This window comes from uncultured Paraglaciecola sp. (assembly GCF_913020055.1).
Taxonomy (GTDB): domain Bacteria; phylum Pseudomonadota; class Gammaproteobacteria; order Enterobacterales; family Alteromonadaceae; genus Paraglaciecola.
The window spans coordinates 16,603-35,115 of sequence record NZ_CAJWCF010000049.1 but is presented as its reverse complement, the minus strand read 5'-3'; the positions used below and the strand labels follow the sequence as shown (position 1 = coordinate 35,115).

Annotated in this window: 17 protein-coding genes; 6 read left to right on the top strand and 11 right to left on the bottom strand. The window is 37.5% G+C overall.

Annotation, left to right across the window (positions count from 1 at the left end):
- The first annotated feature begins 448 nt into the window (after nt 1-448).
- From QZ488_RS12025 to QZ488_RS12000, 6 genes are all read left to right on the top strand, one after another.
- Nucleotides 449-1,522 (top strand): nitroreductase family protein, encoded by a 1,074-nt coding sequence (locus tag QZ488_RS12025; RefSeq protein ID WP_293748964.1) that lies wholly within the window; start codon nt 449-451, stop codon nt 1,520-1,522.
- A complete protein-coding gene (locus tag QZ488_RS12020; protein WP_293748962.1) occupies nt 1,523-2,662 on the top strand; it encodes a polysaccharide pyruvyl transferase family protein in 1,140 nt (379 codons plus the stop codon). It abuts the gene before it with no gap.
- A 392-nt stretch (nt 2,663-3,054) separates the two neighbouring features.
- Nucleotides 3,055-3,888, top strand: a complete 834-nt coding sequence (locus QZ488_RS12015) for a glycosyltransferase (RefSeq protein ID WP_293748960.1) — start codon at nt 3,055-3,057, stop codon at nt 3,886-3,888.
- 18 nt (nt 3,889-3,906) lie between these two features.
- On the top strand, nt 3,907-4,719 hold the full coding sequence (locus QZ488_RS12010) for a glycosyltransferase family 2 protein (RefSeq protein WP_293748958.1): 813 nt from the start codon (nt 3,907-3,909) through the stop codon (nt 4,717-4,719).
- A gap of 57 nt (nt 4,720-4,776) precedes the next feature.
- Complete coding sequence (locus QZ488_RS12005) at nt 4,777-5,532, top strand: glycosyltransferase family 2 protein (RefSeq protein WP_293748956.1); 756 nt, start codon at nt 4,777-4,779, stop codon at nt 5,530-5,532.
- A gap of 14 nt (nt 5,533-5,546) precedes the next feature.
- Nucleotides 5,547-6,890 carry a flippase gene (locus QZ488_RS12000; RefSeq protein WP_293748954.1) on the top strand — a complete coding sequence of 448 codons (1,344 nt, stop codon included), beginning with the start codon at nt 5,547-5,549 and terminating at the stop codon, nt 6,888-6,890.
- A 414-nt stretch (nt 6,891-7,304) separates the two neighbouring features.
- On the opposite strand, the gene istB is transcribed toward QZ488_RS12000, so the two are convergent.
- The 11 genes from istB to QZ488_RS11945 form a co-directional block, all read right to left on the bottom strand.
- Entirely contained in the window at nt 7,305-8,069 is a 765-nt protein-coding gene (istB, locus tag QZ488_RS11995) for an IS21-like element helper ATPase IstB (protein WP_293748952.1), read from the bottom strand.
- Nucleotides 8,070-8,088: 19 nt separating this feature from the next.
- Nucleotides 8,089-9,633, bottom strand: coding sequence for an IS21 family transposase (gene istA / locus QZ488_RS11990; protein ID WP_293748950.1), 1,545 nt, complete (start codon nt 9,631-9,633; stop codon nt 8,089-8,091).
- A 523-nt stretch (nt 9,634-10,156) separates the two neighbouring features.
- Entirely contained in the window at nt 10,157-11,530 is a 1,374-nt protein-coding gene (locus tag QZ488_RS11985) for a hypothetical protein (protein WP_293748948.1), read from the bottom strand.
- A 258-nt stretch (nt 11,531-11,788) separates the two neighbouring features.
- On the bottom strand, nt 11,789-13,831 hold the full coding sequence (locus QZ488_RS11980) for a secretin N-terminal domain-containing protein (RefSeq protein ID WP_293748946.1): 2,043 nt from the start codon (nt 13,829-13,831) through the stop codon (nt 11,789-11,791).
- Nucleotides 13,831-14,394 (bottom strand): hypothetical protein, encoded by a 564-nt coding sequence (locus tag QZ488_RS11975; RefSeq protein WP_293748944.1) that lies wholly within the window; start codon nt 14,392-14,394, stop codon nt 13,831-13,833. The genes QZ488_RS11980 and QZ488_RS11975 overlap by 1 nt, the downstream gene beginning before the upstream one ends.
- Nucleotides 14,391-14,951, bottom strand: a complete 561-nt coding sequence (locus QZ488_RS11970; RefSeq protein ID WP_293748942.1) for a hypothetical protein — start codon at nt 14,949-14,951, stop codon at nt 14,391-14,393. The genes QZ488_RS11975 and QZ488_RS11970 overlap by 4 nt, the downstream gene beginning before the upstream one ends.
- Nucleotides 14,951-16,081 carry a hypothetical protein gene (locus QZ488_RS11965; protein WP_293748940.1) on the bottom strand — a complete coding sequence of 377 codons (1,131 nt, stop codon included), beginning with the start codon at nt 16,079-16,081 and terminating at the stop codon, nt 14,951-14,953. The genes QZ488_RS11970 and QZ488_RS11965 overlap by 1 nt, the downstream gene beginning before the upstream one ends.
- 6 nt (nt 16,082-16,087) lie before the next feature.
- On the bottom strand, nt 16,088-16,966 hold the full coding sequence (locus QZ488_RS11960; RefSeq protein ID WP_293748938.1) for a type II secretion system protein GspK: 879 nt from the start codon (nt 16,964-16,966) through the stop codon (nt 16,088-16,090).
- Nucleotides 16,963-17,658: a prepilin-type N-terminal cleavage/methylation domain-containing protein gene (locus QZ488_RS11955; protein ID WP_366509015.1), complete on the bottom strand. Its 696-nt coding sequence runs from the start codon at nt 17,656-17,658 to the stop codon at nt 16,963-16,965. Before QZ488_RS11955 ends, QZ488_RS11960 begins: the two co-directional genes overlap by 4 nt.
- Nucleotides 17,645-18,082: a type II secretion system protein gene (locus tag QZ488_RS11950; protein ID WP_293748934.1), complete on the bottom strand. Its 438-nt coding sequence runs from the start codon at nt 18,080-18,082 to the stop codon at nt 17,645-17,647. The genes QZ488_RS11955 and QZ488_RS11950 overlap by 14 nt, the downstream gene beginning before the upstream one ends.
- Nucleotides 18,069-18,500, bottom strand: coding sequence for a type II secretion system protein (locus QZ488_RS11945; RefSeq protein WP_293748932.1), 432 nt, complete (start codon nt 18,498-18,500; stop codon nt 18,069-18,071). Before QZ488_RS11945 ends, QZ488_RS11950 begins: the two co-directional genes overlap by 14 nt.
- Nucleotides 18,501-18,513 lie beyond the last annotated feature (13 nt).

Here is an 18,513-nt window from a genome sequence, read left to right as displayed (position 1 = left end):
TATTTGGACAATGATGAAAAGTTCAATAAAAACAGTATGTTTAGTGTTCAACAACAGTTAATACAAACATAGCCATTAATAATATTAAAAATGGCTGGTAAGCCCAGCATAAAGAGGTTTTAGCGTTTTTATATTAAGTGAACAAAAGTTTTTGACAATAAACATCCCTTAAAACGCTTACATACTTAATTATTAAGCTGGTCCCATAAGTATAAAAACTCTATTTACAATTAACGTCGAACAAAAACAATCTAACAGAATTGGCCCAAAAAGACTTTAATTAGTCTTTTTACTAGTGGGTTATTTAGCTTCACTGGTGTATTATTTAGTACAGTTTTTAGTAAATATTAAAACAAAATGAATCACCGCTATAGAGATCACATTTAAGACAATGACTCTGGTCAGTCAACTGCTCCTTTTTCGGTTTTAAAATCACACCTGAGTTTACATGAAATCAATTTTATTGAAGCTACTGCCACGCTCTATTAAAGAACTGGCAAAAAAATGTTTGAGTACTTTTAGTATATTAACAGTGAAACTATTCAGTATTAATGGATTCACAGCATCCATTTACTACCTGATTTTGGATCGAAGTTTTTATAGGGAGCATAAGGCTTCTCTTTTAGGACGCTTATCATTTCAAAAAAAACTAAAGCAAGTGGATAATAGTTCTGCTCTATTACGTCGTAATATTCATAGATTGGAAAAAGGATTGATTATGCGTCCAAGGCGAGCAAGCTTTGCTGAGGCATACGTTCTTGAAACGGTAGAGGTATTTATACTTGCGGTTCAAACGAAAGGCTTTTGTAAAAAAGAATTAAAATGGGCCACTGATGTTTTGCAAAAATATTTTGAAGTTGTTGAGGATCAAGGACGTATATCATTAGCGCGAGCAACTTTTGCAACGACCAATGAACCAGTTAGTGGTAACCATAGTAAAGCGAAGTCAGTTCCTTACTCTCATGCTTCGCTACCAGCTCCTTCAGTGGAGTTTGAAGAACTGACTCAACTTTACACAAGAAGAAGATCGGTAAGGTGGTATCAAGATAGGCAAGTAGAAAAAAAATCGCTAGAGAAAGCCGTTAATAGCGCCTCATTAGCCCCGTCAGCCTGCAATAGACAGCCTTTTTTTTTCAACTATACAGCTGATGGTGCCCTAGCCTCAAACATTGCAGAGTTAGCAATGGGTACCGTAGGTTTTGCTGGAAATATACCGGCATTGATAGTCGTAGTAGGCGATCTTTCAAATTATCCGTCTGAACGAGACAGGCACGTAATTTATATAGACGCATCTTTAGCGGCAATGCAATTAATGCTGGCATTAGAGACATTAGGGTTATCTAGTTGCCCAATTAATTGGCCGGACGTGGAAAGTAGAGAGCGACTGATGCAAAATAAATTGGGTTTGCAATATTTTGAACGTCCAATAATGCTAATAGCCGTCGGTTATGCGATGCCGGCAGGAGAAATACCATTTTCTCAAAAAAAATCAGCAGATATGTTATTGAAGGAGATTTTGTAAGTGATTATTGAAGTTAAAGGGGTTCAATTTGTAAATAAAGGGGCTGAGCTAATGTTGTACGCTGTTATCCAACAGCTTCAGGACCGAGTCCCAAATGCTAGATTGGTACTAGAACCTGGTCCTAACTCCCCATATGATAAGCGGGCAAAAATTGGCGCACTTCAAAAATTTTCAATAAAAAAAGGACGATTTGACCTAAATAAGCTTAGTTATTTTATTCCTAAACGAATTCGAAGTTGGCTAATCAACAGTTTCGGTATTGTTTTAGAGGCTGACGTCGATATTATTCTAGATGCATCTGGGTTTGCATATGGAGACCAATGGGGAAGCACTAAAATTAAGCACCTGTGCAATGAAATATTACGCATGAACAAAAGCGATAAAAAGTACATTTTTCTTCCTCAAGCTCTTGGCCCATTTACTAGAGATGTTGACGTTTCCAGACTCCGCAGAGCATTGCCTAAGGCAACTCTAATATGCGCTAGAGAAAAGTCGAGTTATGACAGTGTCACTAATATTATAGGTAAGCATTCTAATATTGTGCAGTTTGGCGATTTTACTAATTTAGTTAACCCTATCGTTGACCAGCATTGGCGAGACTACACCAACCTTATGTTAATCATACCGAACTATAATATGATGAGTGACCGTAATGTGGATTCCAAATGGAAAGATAATTACTTATCACTGCTAGCTGAATGCATTAAAATTGGGGATATGAAAGGCATGACCCCTGTCATTTTGAACCATGAAGGTCATGAGGACGAGAAAATTTGTACACTCATTCGCAATATGTCTGAGAAAAATATAGAAATTTTCCATGAACAAGATTCAAGAAAAGTGAAAGGCATAATATCAGTTGCCAAACTAATTGTTTGCTCAAGATTTCACGGATGCGTTAGTGCTTTAAGTCAGGGTGTACCCTGTTTGGGAACTAGTTGGAGCCACAAATATGAACATTTATTTGACGAGTACGGGTTGAGTGAGTGCCTACTAGTACCAAACAATTCTGGAGAACAATTGGAATCGAAAATGAGTTATGCACTAGAACATTCTTCATTGATTTCAGAAACACCAAGAACAATCTTTAAAAAGGAATCTTCGGATTTATGGGATAAGGTTGTATCGGCGATTAAATAAAGACTTATGAAATAATTTATGAGTTTTAATGTTCTTGAAGCGTCATTTTAAAATGACGAAGGTAGGAACTAGTGAAGAACATAATATTTTTTATAAATATACGTAAAGGCCAATTACAATTTTTTTTCACTGCCCAGAAGATAGAAAGAAGTACTCATTGGAACACCTAACAAGATGTTAAACAGTTACGTTTGGGAGGCTGTCATTATAGTAATTTTTGCTACAGTTAGTTCTATTACGTTTAAACAGTGTTTAATTACTTCATTAATCGTTCCTACTACATAAACATTCATACAAATTGAGTTTTTATTGTATTTTGGACTTCCATGTAAGAGATTTTCATTTACTTCGCCAAGTAAAAAATTAAATACCTAAGTAAGAGCCTAAGCTAAATGTCACCTAAAATATCTGTATATATGCCAACCCATAACCGTGCTACTTTACTACCGAGAGCAATTATGTCTGTTGTTAATCAGAACTATGCAAACATTGAGCTTATTATTGTTGATGACGGCTCAAGTGATGGAACAGAAGAGGTATTACGTGACTATGCTAATCGATATCCAATGATTAGATACCTTTGCCACAATACACCGCAAGGAGCGTGTGCCGCGAGAAATACTGCGATTAACATTGCATCAGGCCTCTATATTACTGGTATTGATGATGATGATGAGTTTTTACCTGACCACCTGCTCAAACTTCTTGGCCATTGGGATACTAAATATGCAGCGATTGCCGCTAGCCTCGTTAATGATAAAGGTAATACTCGGGTCAAACAGGGGCGTGAATATGGAGTAATTCCTCTAACTTCACTCATGCATTATAATAGAATTGGCAATCAGGTATTTACTTTAACAACTAGAATGAAAGAAATAGAAGGGTTTGATATATCGTTGCCTGCGTTTCAGGATTATGATTGCTGGGTTCGTCTATCTCAAAAATATGGAAGTATTTTTAAAACTAAAGATCATAGTTATGTACTTCATACTTCTCACGAACAAAATCGAATATCATCTAATACAACAAATAGATTAAAGGCATTAAAACTGTTTGAGAAGAAACATGAAAAATTGCTTTTTAAAAAACACAAAAAAAGTATTCTCCTAGTTAAAGCTAGAATACAGGGCGTTTCTCTACCGATTAGTGAAATTTTATCATTATTGAATATCGAAAACTGGCGATTGGTAATTTTTGCACTAATCAGCACGTTTCGAGTAAAATAATAGGAACAAGAATTTCACATGCAAAATCAGAGTAACAAACAAATATTAATTGCTACTGTATTAAGTAGATTGAGCGGCGCAATAAAGCACGCTGAACACGCTTATTCTAATACGGGTATCAGCTCATTAATTAGTTGCCAAACATTTGAAAATATTAAAACCCCGAATACACAAGAACGTTCCCCCTCTTATGAAATCATATATACCAAGAGTATAGGGCTATCCAACAATCGTAATAACGCCTTGCAAGCATCTACAGCAAAATACATTTGGTTTTTAGATGATGATGTGGAAGTAATTGCTGATGGCTGCCTACAAGCTTTTGAAGAGCTTGAGCAGGGCAGTAGTGACGTAATAAGCACCTGCTATGTAATTGATGGCCGGAAAACACGAAAAAATTACAAAAAGGAAGCTTTTTTACACAATAGATTATCAATCATGAAGGTAAGCTCAATCGAAATCATGTGCAATCGCGAGGCATTGATTAAAAACGCGATCCTGTTTGATGCCCGTTTTGGTTTAGGAGCAGAATTTAAGTCCGGAGAAGAAAATATATTTTTGTCTGACTGTCTCAACCAAGGGCTTAAAATAATGTACCAACCTATTTGCACATCATTACATCCAGATGAAACAAGTGGGAGTAATTATCAAGACAAATTACAGCTGGTATCTAAAGGTGCAATTATTAGACGGGTATATGGTATTTGGGGTTTACCTTTTGTTGTTGCTTTTTTTATAAAAAGACTATTCCAGAAAGAATTATCTCCCGCTAAAGCTTTGAAAGCGAGTTGTTATGGAATAAAAGGATTCTTCAAAGTAGTTTCACATTAACTATCGTTCAAATAGATAGTTCTCATTACAGTTAATTTAAATGAATATGATAGGTTTATGGTAAAAAAATTAGTTTCAATAGTCACCCCCTCTTTCAACTCTGCTAAATATATTGAAAAGACAGTTCAATCAGTATTTGCCCAAACGCATGATAACTGGGAGCTGATAATTGTTGATGATTACTCAACTGATGATTCGGTCAAAATAATCAAACAACTAAGAGCAAAAGATAACAGAGTGAAATTAATTCAATTTCCTTCTAATCAGGGTGCAGCTAAGGCCAGAAATGCAGCAATAGATCAAGCTAGTGGAGAGTTTATTGCATTTTTAGATAGTGACGATATTTGGCATCCAAATAAATTAGAGTGTCAATTGGATTTTATGGGAAACAACATTGACTTTTCATTCACAGCTTACGAACTTATCGATGAATTAGACCGATTACTCGGCAAACAAGTAGATGCAGATCAGGTAAGAAGTTTTAATTACCAAGATATGCTTAAGAAAAAAGCGACCCTAGGTTGCTCAACTGTGATAGTTCGGCAATCTGGTTTCAGTGATATATCGATGCCACTGTTAAGAACAGGCCAAGACTATGCGTTGTGGTTAAAGTTATTAAAAACTGGCAAACAAGCGCATGTGTTAAATAAAGTCATGGGACAATATCGTATACTACCAAACTCAATCTCTAGAAATAAATTTAAGAAAGCACTTAGGCAATGGGAAATTTATCGTGAAGTTGAAAAACTTCCATTCTTCCAAACTACTGTTTGTTTTTCCTTTTATGCTTTGCGGGCAGTATTTCGAAAATAATCACGGAGTAAAATTTGCAGTTATCACCCGTTAGCGTAAAGAATGCGCTCCACAATACAGCTTGGCTGTATCTGGAAAAAATACTCACAATGGCTGCATTATTATTAGTAAACATTGTTATGGCCCGTGAATTAGGGCCTAAGTATTTTGGTACCTATAGTTTATTACTATCCTATTTCGCTTTATTCACGCCACTTATAGCGTTAGGACTCAATGCTATCGTCATTCGTGAGTTATGTAATGAGAAGCATAGCGAAGGGAAGATCATAGGTACAGTGTTGACCCTAAGGCTGCTAGGTGTGTTGTTAGGGACAGTATGTATATTGGTGTTGGCTGGCCATGTTATTGAAGTCCTATCACCTCATTACGTACTAGTCGTAATATTAGTAGTCGGAAACAGCTTTAGCATATTCAACTTATTTGAACACTGGTTCCAGTCCAGGATGCAATCTAAGTCAATTGCTGTGATTAGAACATCTGTATTACTTATCTTCAGCGTAATTAAGTTATTAGTCGCTTTCACAACCCCCTCTCTATTTAACTTTATTGTCGTGCAAGCAGTGGAATGGGCAGTTGTAGGTGGTGTGTTTGCATTGACCTATTACAAAAAAAGGAATAGATCACACAAAATTGAAATTGATTTTCGTTATGGCATTAAACTTCTTAGGGAATCTATCTGGTTGATATTTTCTGGGATAGCCGCCGTTATTTATTTGAAAATAGATCAGCTAATGTTAGGTATAATGGTTGATGAAACTGCAGTAGGCATTTATTCCATTGCGGTTAAATTTTCTGAAATTTGGTATTTTTTCCCAACGGCATTGGCGGCTGCTTTTTTCCCAAAGTTACTTAGCGATAAAAGTGTCAGTGTTGAATTATATAACGATTCATTACAGCTACTGTTAGATTGTATGTTTGCATTTTCACTGTTAATCATCACATTCACCGTTATGTTGTCACCTATCTTTATCCCCTTTTTATATGGTTCTGACTACGAGCAATCCACATCACTTTTAAATATCCAAATTTGGGCTTGTTGTTTTGTATTTATGCGGGCCATTACAAGTAAGTGGTTGATTGCCGAGTCATTGGTTCGATTTTCACTAGTGTCACAGGGGTCAGGGGCAATAATTAATGTTGTAATGAATTTCTATTTCATTCCTGTCTGGCAAGCAGAGGGTGCAGCTTGGGCAACGCTGGTGTCTTATTGCTTTGCCAGCTATGTATGTTTCTGGATTTTTAAAGAAACGCGCCCCATGGCACGTAAAATGACCTCAGCGTTATTTTTTCCAATCAGGTTGAAGTCAAACATATTGAAATTAAAACTGCTATTTCGTAAAAATGCTACTGGGAGTTAAACCGACAGAATGATTAAGTAGAAAATGTCTTTTTATTCTCTCTTGACGATAATCAGAGTCATCATTGATGTTGAAAATACATATTAACATCGCTAACACCTATGAGTGAATTGGAGCAGAAAAATCTAATCACAAATTGTGACCGCTCTTGGTTGTATAGACCATATCTCCAACTCTCTTACTACTGCGCTTCTTCAATAAATTCAAGTACATAATCTTTCAACCAATTATTCAGAAATACACAACCAAATGTTCCGCATAGGGAAGAGCTGATGGAAGATAGCCGAGTCAATATCATATTGCTTGGCGAAAACTAACTAGTGTGCGAAAGCTGGTGCGTAATAACATGAAACCGATCGGTCAATAACATTGAAGACGATCACTTTTTTATCTTCCAGTAGAACTCAGTAAAATCTAACTTGTGTGATCGGCTTCAGTCAAGGAATTTAGTTTTTTTCGCATAGATTCGCCTTTTAATTCTAACTTAATTGCCCCGTGAACAAGCCGATCTAAAATCGCATCTGCATGTGTGGATTCGCCGATCATATCGTACCAATTTTCTATCGGTAATTGACTCGCAATCAGTGTGGATTTTGTGTCATACCTCGCATCAATTAATTCAAGTAAATCACTGCGTTGTTGCGGCGTTAATGGCTCTAATCCCCAATCATCTAATATCAGTAAATTCGCTGACGTGAGTTTGTTAATCAATTTTCGATAACTGCCATCCGCTTGTGCCATAAACATCTTTTCAAGCAATTCTTTGAGCCTGAAGTAGTAAACGTTTTCTCCCTGCTGGCAGTGGTTATGACCCAACGCACAGGCAAGATAGGTTTTACCGCAACCTGTTGCCCCTGTGATCAGTATGTTTTGGTGAAGACGGAGCCATTCACCTTGCGCCAATGAGCGGATCTGCGTTTTGTTTAACTGCCTCGATGCACCATAATCCAACTGTGCTAATGTCCCGTTAACTCTAAATTTGGCTTGGCGGGTCAGTCGCTCAATTTTACGTTGATATCGCTGGGTTATTTCATGGTCAAGCAATAAACATAACCGCTCTTCGAAGCTTTGTTCGACGTATAGATTGGGTTGTTCACTTTGTTGTGATAACGCATCACGTATGCCGCTTAGCTTTAGCGTTACTAATTGAGTATTGATTTGTTGCGTCACTGATTGCATGTTGTTTCCTTAGGTTTTATTAGTGGTAATAATGATTGCCACGGATATTTTGATGGTCGATCTCACTTAGAAGATCCAGCTGTTTTTCCGGTAGAGGTTGGCTATCTAAACCTTTCTCTAAGATAGCTTTCACTTGGTTTACTCGCGTAACACCTGTTGCTAACGCTCGGTAGCAAGCGGCTTCAAGTCGTTTGTCTGTGAACTTTTTCCCTAAACTCAATACACCCATACAGGCACGGTAACTTTGCTCGGGGTGTTTTTTGGTTTGCATGAGTTGAATGACAAATTGCTCGGTTGATTTTCCGAATTTTCTTGCCCAACTTTCAAATCGTTCGGGGGTCCATTGCTGCTGTTTTTGATGGGCGATTGGCATGTGGATATCTAGGGTGCTGTGACCTCCCACGCGGTATGATCTTGGATGAACGGCAACTTGTACCCCTTGATGATAAAGTGTGACCAGTTGCCCCGTAGCATGTGCTTCTAGCTTTTTCTTGATCAAGGCGTGTGGCACCGAGTAGTAATGTTTCTCAATCTCGATGTGATAATCAATATGCACTTTGACCTGTTTCACTAAGGTGTAGCGATAAGGTTGTGACGGCAAAGGTTTCAGTGCGGGTTTATCTATCGCTTCAAATTGGGATAGCCTTGAGCCAGGATGCTTTTTCATTTGCCTTTGATTTAAATCGGTTAAAAGTGTCTGTATTTTTTGGTTTAATTGTCGCAAGCTAAAAAAGATTTCCTTGCGAAGTCGCGCCATTATCCAACGTTCAACGATTTGAACACCCACCTCAGCTTTCGATTTATCCTTGGGTTTATAAGGTCTGGCAGGCACGATAACGGTATCGTAATGGGCGGCGAGTTGTTGGTAGGTTGGGTTCAGATCCGGCTCGTAACGACACGCTTTTGTCACAGCACTTTTTAAGTTATCTGGGATGACCAATTCAGGTACGCCACCCAGAAATTCAAAGCATCGTGCATGACTCATCACCCAGTCTTCGAGTTTTTGGCTAAACGTTGCCTCTGCAAAGGTGTAGTTAGATGCGCCCATGACTGCTACAAAAACCTGCGCTGTGCGGCATTCACCCGTTGTTGATTCCACAATATTCATGGTGGGTCCACAATAATCAACAAACAGTTTCTCACCTGCTTTATGGTTTTGACGCATGGACGGTTTTTGACATTTTAGCCATGTTTTATATAGACGACAGAAGTGGTTGTAGCTGTAAAAACCTTCTGGATACCGCTCACCATATTCTTCCCACAATAACTGCAAGGTCATCGTTTTCGGCCTCAGCTCTTGCTGGACAACAGACCAATTAGGGATGATGTAACCCTTGCTCTTAGGCTTGGTTTTGAAGAATGCTCGGTGAAGTGTCTCATCATTCCATTTTTCATCAAGCGGCCAGCTAGTGATCCCAAGAGAGGTTGCACGAATGGCATAAACAGACACGATTGACGCTGAAACAGATAAGCTTTTGGCTATTTTTCGATGGCTGAGCAAACAGCCATATTTGAGTCTTAAAATCTCTTTTAACTTACGCATTGAAATAGGTGCCATTGGCATAGTTATTCTCACCATCAAAAATGAAAAGAATAACGGTTAAAAACACCTACTGGACAGACAAAAAAAAGTAAAAGTTGGGCAATAACATTAAGTCGGTCACTGAATAACATTTTAACCAAAAAGTGATCGGCTTCGATGTTATTGAGTGATCGGGATGGATGTTATTAGGTGATCGGCTTCAATGTTATTAGGTGATCGGGTTGGATGTTAATATGCAGCTGGTTCTCGGGTATTTGCATTGTGATGCACTGGAGCAAGCAGTAGATGAACCAGAAAGATACTTTATCTCGTTTAGCTTTAAACAATAAACCTATATCTAAAGCTTATCTTTCTAGATTTATAGACAGTCCCAAAAGCTTATAAATACTTTCAGGTGAATCGACGTTGATTGAAATATGTATGCAAAGAAAGAAATGGAAATGTTAGAAGAGTGTGTATATGGAGAATGAGTTGGGCAGATCATAAAACACGAAAACAAAAAAGCGGCCTTACGGCCGCTTTCAACTAATTAGATAACTACTAATTAAAGGTATTTAACAGCCATTAACTGACGACCAGTACCCGCTTTCTGCGTATAACCACTGAAGTCAACATCAGCATCAGGCGCATTAACAGTAATAGTTAAAGTAAGTTTTGTGCCTGCAGGAACAGTCAATAGATCCATAATGTTAGGCCCTGTAACTGTCATCTGAGTACCACCAGTCAACGTATCAGCCATAGTCATAGGACCGTAAGTGTTTCCAGCTTCATCAAAACCTTCAACAACCACACCGCCATCTTTAATACCAGTGTTACTGATTACGATAGAGTTTTGCAAACCTGTGTAACCAACTGCTACATAGTTAAACAATGCTTGTGCACCATTCAATGTCCATGCACCAGCAGACGCACCAGTTTGAACCATTTTGGTTGCAGCAGCGGCAGCGGCAGTTGTGTAATTAAGAGTAGTGTCAACAGTAAAGCTTTGTACACTTAACACAGCATTACCAGTACCAACACCAGCATTAGTAAAGGTAAATGTAGTTGCTTCAACAGCATCCGCACCAGCATCAGTTGCTGTTACAGTTATTGCAGTTGCACCAGCATTTATGACAGAAGCAAAGGTATCGTCACCAGCACCAGTTACAGCAAGTGCAGCAGCCAATTCAGCAGCATCAATACCTGCATCACCATCAGTCTCCATCCATGAGAAGTCACCAGTGATTACGTATGTAGCACCGTCATACACTGCATCATGTACAGCTGCAGCCGCTTCAACTGGCGTCACAACAAAAGTATCTGTAGTCGCAGTATCAGGTGCAACGGCAGTAAATTGCTGACGATCATTTTCAACATCAATTATACCGTTTAACACTGAAGTAGTAGACCCTGAGAATTGTGCAACCACTGTGTTAGAAATATCAGTAAGCGTACCAGTTCCATCAAGAGCTTGCGCAGTATTTGTTAAAGCAGAGTACGACAATGAGATATCACCAACAGCATCCAATACTGTTGAAGTAGTCAAAACCATGCCAGTGAAAGTTAATGTATCAGCTGTTGTAATTGCATCACCTGTAGCTACATCAATTTCGGTAATACGATATGTAACACTAGTAGCTGTAGAGTTTAACAAACCCAAAGTTACTGTTCCTGAGGCATCACCGCCTGACGCATCAGCATATACTAATGAAGGGGTAGATAAGGCAGTAGCAAACTCTGCTCCTGAAACAGTGATAGTAATTGTATCGTTTACTGCATACTCAGCGCCAAGTGTAATTAATGTACTTGGAACAGCGATGCTCGCCTGTCCAGCCGCACCTTCTTGAGACACAACGTCAGCTGTAACAGCAACAACTGCGGCTTGTGAACTAAAAGCGGCCATAGCTAATGCGCTAGCGATTATAGTTTTTTTAAACATATTTCCATTCTCCAAAGTTTCATGAAACTGGAATAAAGATGAATTTCGATATTCCTGATTATTTATTTTTATGCACCTAGGCCGTCGCCCAAGCGACTTCCAGTGAATTGTATGTATGATGGCTAACCTTTGTCAACTATTAAAGATAGTTTTTATCCGGCTTGCCTGCGCACGTTAGTAACCACTCTACTGGTTTGATTACCCAATCGACTGTAACCAAGAAACTGTATGGTTTCAACCACTTATTAACTATATATTTTAATATATAGTTATTTTTTTCAATTCGTTACTTAATTTACCACGAATTTCGTCCCATTCGTCAGAAGACTCAATGATTCTGGGAGTCACCATTAGCACTAACTCAGTCTTGTCGCCCCCTCTTGTTTTGGCTTTAAACAAATTACCCAGTAGCGGAATATCGCCTAATAAAGGAACTTGAGTATCAATACTTGATTTATTTTCACTTATTAAGCCGCCTAAGATAATAGTTCGACCACTTTGAGCCACTACCTCGGTATCTATTGTTCGTTCAAACAATGACGGATTGCCCCCAGCTGAGGTAGAGCCACCACTATCCACTTCATTGCTGATTGTTTGTTTAATAGACATAATAACGTACCCCTGAGCATTGACAGAAGGCGTAACTTCTAATTCAACACCTGTTTTGCGGTATTCGATAGAAGTAGTTTGCCTATCACCGTTTATGGGGTCACTTGATGTTTGCCCTACAACAGGAATATCGGTACCCACACTTATCGCCGCTCTTACACCATCACGCACCACCAAAGAGGGCCGTGAAATAATATTCACTAGGCTGTTACTTTGAAAAAGATTGAGCGCAAGTTGACCAATTGTGCCTTGCAAAGCATAGGCTAACCCACCAAAACCCTCGCCAAAGAAAGCGCCTTCGGTCGATAATCCATAGTTGCCATCATTAAGCGCAAACTCAACACCTTGTTTAAATTCATCTGTTAGTGACACTTCTGCTATGACCACCTCTAACATTATTTGTTTAGGTAATACGTCTAGTCGTTTAATTAATGGTAGCAAGCTTTGATAGTGTGAACCTGTAGTTTTAAAAATAAGTGAATTAGACCGTTCATCAACCACCAAACTAATATCTTCTGAAGATGCAGATATCCTCGTTTTGGATCCTCCCGTATTTGTTTGCTGGTTATTCTGTTGGGCCGCCGAAGTTGAATTTGACAAAGGCCCTGATTGCCCACCAATTAATAGTGACAAACTTTCACCCAAATCAGTGGCACGAGCATAATTGGGATTATATATAAAGTACTGGGCATCGCTACCAGTTGCCGGTTTATCTAGCTTAGAAGCCCAATAAGATACCCTATCTATAATGGTCAGATCATTTGCAAACATGATAAGTAGCGACTGACGACTTAAAGGCACAAGAGAAATAGCACCACTTTGTCCTTTTGTACTGACAATTAGCCCTTCCTGCTCAAGAATAGGCGGCAATGCCGCACTCAACTCATCTATCGATATAAAAGTAGTTTGATATAAGCCGATTTGCCTGCCTTGATATTTAGGTTGATCCATTAAATTAATAAATTCTAATCCTTTAAGAATATCTCTTCTTTTGCCTTGCAACACAATCGAACTGCGCTCAAAGTCAGGACTGGCTGTTACTTTAGTGAAGGTACGAATTGAGTTAGCAAAAGAAGTGGGTAATCCATAGTTTAATGGCACCATTTGAATGATATCTGATGAAGAGTTGGGGACATCGCTGCTACGTTTTCCATAACCATAAGCGAGTGTGCCTTGGGAGCCAGCACCTTCTGCTTTATGTATATAAAAAATGCCGTCATCTACTCGTACGACATAATTGCGTTGAACCAATAATTCTTCACTGAGTAAAAATAATTTGCGCTTAGAAATATCTTGTCTGATGTTTAACGTTATTGGCTGAGTATCACTTTGAAGTTCATCCCCAAGGATATAACTAACATCTAACAAATCGCCAAACACATAATGTAGAAAATCTTTCAGTGGCAATTCATCTGCAGTGACTTTAAGCATATTGCTTTGACTAAAGCGAGCGGCTAGATCTTCAGGCTTGGTTATCACTGAAGAACCGTTTTGATATGGGCTTAAATATTCAATCTTACCAGAACGATGCTCAGGCTTAGTAGTATTGACTGAGATATCTGTTGGTGATTCAGCTAATTTTTGTTTGGAAGCCAAAAATGACTCATCGGGTGTAAATGGTTTTTCTAACGCGCTACATGCGGTTAATACTACGACTAGAACTGAGCAATAATATTTTGCTTTATTTTTCATTATTTTTTTCCATACAAAACATTGTCATTTTTTTCATACATGGTCAAAACAAATTCAGTTAAGGATTTATCTTCATTCGGGGCAAGGTCTTCAGAAATCAATTTAACACTAACATTGTCAATAACATGTAAACGATGCCCATGGATTGTTTGATTATTCATTATTTTAATCACTTCGCTGCCAGCAGACTGAATATTGGTGTTTTTTATTAAACAAAAGTAATCAGTACCTCGTCCACTTTCATTAGATAATGCAACAATAGCTTTCAGTTCCAAGATATGCTCATTAAGTAATAAACGAGTAGGACTACTAATGGCATCAGACAAATCTTTGCCATTGTTTGAAGTATCTTTTTCTAATACAGAATATTTTTCATAGAGGTTTACCAATTCAGATAGTTGCCCTTGCGACAAACCAACTTTTTTAATGTTGTTTAAATTCCCTGCTAAATCAGCGTTTTGTACTACGACATTTTTCTGCCAAATTCGATTAACCAAATCGTAGCCTGCTAAGATAAAAACGGCACAGATAAAAACTAAAGGCAATGTTCTTTGCTTGTTCACTTATTTTCTACCTTGCGATAAAATACTAAGTTAAGTTTGGTTCTCGACTTGCCCAACACACTATCTTTAATTTGAGATATTCGAAAACCAAATGTTTGAATTTCTATAAAATTGAGCTGAGCCTGTAACGCTTGAATAAAACGGATCGTGTCAACTGTATTGCCTTCAGTATTTAATAGCATGACATGACCAACCAGTTTTATGTCAGGGACAGTCAAAGCGGGACTCCATCCAACATTAACAATGTTTAGGTTAAACAGCTTTGTTGTGTCTTCTACCCATTGTTGCCGCTCCAATTGAAAACTGGCTGAATCAGTTGAAGCCAAAAACAAAGTACTGCTTTGTTCCAAAATAGAGCTGAGTTCAATGTCTAAGTTTTCAATTTGTTGGCTGTTGGCTAATACATTATCTATTCTTGACTGCTGACCTTGTAATAACTCTATTTCAACTAATTGCTCATTCTGCCATTCAATTATCGGTATAATTATGAAGCGCATTAAAATCAATATACCGATAACCCAAAGAGAGAGTTGATACTTTTTTAATTCTTCAAGCATCAAATAGGATCCTTATCAGAAGTCATAAGTTGAGGAACGTTTAAAGTAAAACTCGCAATAAATATTTCCTTTCCTCTATTTGTTCTAACAGGGTTGTCAAACTGGGCGTCATTTACATATTGGTTTGCATTTAATGTAGACAAAAGCGTTGTGGCTCTTTCAGCTTCGCCATATAAAACAAAACGTCCTTGATTAAATTCTAACCGCTTGATAATTGCGTTATCAAATACATCAGGCATCACAAACCATAACCTTTCAATGTTAATTTTAGACGCTAAGAATTGTGTTATCGCCTTGTACTCTGCAAGCTTAAGATCCACCGAATCATTAACACTTAGGACCTTATTTACTTCGCTGCGTTGTGTTCGAATATCGTCTGCTAAATAGGCTTTTTTACCGTATACAAAAACGCTAGAAGCCAATACATAAAACATACCTAAACAAAAGGCTGGTAAAATTGCTTTCGAAAGCAAAATTTTATTTACTTCAATCTTAGGTGCAACAAAAAAAGATAACAGAGAATTCAAAGATACTTTATTAAACGCATTGATAAATAGTCCTGCCACTCCAGTGTTTTCAATATCGACTATTTTAAGAGTATTTGGAGCACCAATTGATGTCGTGAAGTTAGCGGTATTAGAAATTAATCCATTCGCTATTTGAGAGTGTAAGGCGCCATTTTGTATTGTTATGAATTGTTTAGGACTACTATTTATTTGTAATATTACATCAGAGTTGATTAATGTTGAGTACAAATATGACTCAGGTATCAAGACTAAAGCTTGTGGAACTTCAGCGTTAATAATCCAAATATTGACGGATGTCTTGCCCTTATCTGATTTTATTATTTTGCTAACAACTCTCTGTCCTTCAAATTCGAGCTTAATAAGCTTTCTTACCTCGCTTTTATTACCCAATGGATAACTACGACTAATCTCTTGATAATAATACCTTGCCACAATCAATATTACTGGGGGAAGTTTATCGCTTTTCTTTTTTAACGAAAACGCAGCACTTTCCGCTTTTCGAAGTTCAATTTCATATACTTCATTATTATTAAAGTAACCGGTGATCTTCAGCAGTAGTTTACGATTTAATTTTATCGAAAATATTTTATTATGAAAGTTCAACAAGGTTTAACCACGATTCTCTAGATAGTTGATGGGAGGTCTGAAGTCACTATATGGTTCAAGTGAAACTACCCATTTCTGATGCAAATTAACATCACCCCCAATATATTTCAGCTCAAATTCTATCAAGTTTGAAGGGGCGAAAAACATTTCTTCCGATTCAACAACTCCCGTAACTCTTGAGAAAACTTTAGAGTCAAAAGCAGCACTATCCCGCATTGATTTAACCTGCAAAAACTGGCTCTCTGGAAATAAACCTTTTATTAGAGAGTTAGGTGCTAGTGCTAGATTAAAAAAGCCTGGATAATGAATCGTATAAGCTCGACGGATCATATCGTACTCTTCGGGTAGTAACCCCTCTATATGTAATAAATCTGAAAGGTCGTGAACGTAACCATCCCTTGCTTTATACCCAAATAATTCTGTTTCACTGGAGTAATTTGACGTTTCATTGTCAAAATCAAGCCAATTACCAAGCATTTCAGATATTTGTATTGATCTTTGTAATTGAATACCTAAGGAACTTAACATATTAACCAACTGATTTTTATTTAAAAAATGAATAGGTAACAATCCAGCTTGGTCTTGTACTGTTACTTGAATATGGTCATCAATGAAAAATGGCTCTCCATAGAAATTTTTGATGATAATGTTATTAGGCTTTGCTGAGTCACTAGCTCTACTATCAGTTAACAACGAAAAGAGAAGTCTATTTTTTAAATTTGTAAGCTCAATAAATGCATCCGTATTATCATTGAAATATTGAGCTACCGCTACCTGTTGGCGTGATGTTTGTGTGAAATATAGCACTAAAACAGACAATATAGCAGTTAGTAAAAGTACCTGAATTAATGCAACTCCTCTCTCTGAATAATGTAAATTCATTCTGTAGATTCATCAGTTAGATAATATTGAAGAAGTTTTTCAGAGCTAAAATTTAAAATCGCCACGATATCAAGGTTTTTACCATCTTTTACCAATTTTACTTTTAACACTTCGGGGGTCAATTTATTTTCTAGTCCAGAATACTCAGAATACCATTTTATTTGACCTGCATTACGATCGAAATTGGCATCCACTTTAGTAGTAAAATCCGACCATCCATAATACTCAAAATCTGCAGAGTCTAAATCTTTTAATAAAATGAATGACTTTTCGAAACTAATAGATTGCTCAGTTTCAAGTAATAAAGTTTTTCGCGATGATGTAGCCTGATACACCAAGTCAAATTTATCAATTTTATTTTTCAAAACGGTCAGGCGAAATATTTCGGGGTAGGTACTGTTAATAATGCCGCCATAGCTAACGGCTAATAAACGATCGGCTTTACCAATAAAAAACATAGTGGGTGAACCTGAAGAACTATTTCTAATAACAAAAGGCATCACTCCATTTAATAATTTGTCTAAAAGCCTAATACCTCTGGCCTCAGCAAAGTGATTATTAAACTCTCCTAGCTCTTTATCCCATTGATTTGAAATCGTGCTATAAACGAATGAGCCAGTAAACATAAGCATACTCAGAATAGATATGGATATTAGTAATTCAACTATCGTAAAGCCCTTACTGTGTTGCATTTAACCAACTTACCTCACTATAAAAAAAGGGTCTTTTGACTCCATTGAAGTTTACAATTAATTCTATCGCCCAGAGCCGAAATCTAGGTTTATATGAAACAACGTGACCGACATCAATGTCAAATTGCTCCGGTGGTGGTTTAAATTCAGATAATTCAGCCTTCCAGCTATAATTTGCGCCCCAAGCAGTGCCTTCTCCACTAAGTAAAACCTGACCATTGTCTCGGGCTCTCAAATCCTCAGCTATTGCAGAAACAATTATCGGTATCACGCCAGAAATCTGAATGTTTTTATCTGCACGTTCACTAGAGATCAACGCTCCACGGTAGGCTAAAGATATAGCAGCGATAGATGTGATCAGAATAACACTAGCGACTAACACCTCTAATAATGTAAAACCTTGTTGGACCTTATTCGAAGACATTTTCGTCAGTCCAATCAAAAATAGGCATGCTTAAATCGTTACCCTTAAAAGTAGCACTAAGTTTGAACGTTGAGCTAATGCCATTACTACTAAAGGTAATTAATTGCGGTTGAAAAAAGACATATTCAAACTGCTTTATTTTGATTTGGGTATTTTGAGTAGGCTTAATCTGGAAAACCGCTTTACCTTTAAACGAAAGTTGAATTTCTTGTCCTGTAATAAATGCTTTATGGCTTTGAAATCTTAGCCAAGTCTTTAAAGACAATAACTCTGCCCTCGCTTGGGCTTTTGATAACGAATCAATGGCAAGTGGCCCAACTAAAGACAGCAGAGTCCCTACTATAGTCATCACAATTAGTAACTCTACTAATGTAAAGCCTTTCAAGTTATTAATGCTGGGATGATTTGTAGCTTTCATAAATGTATCTAGT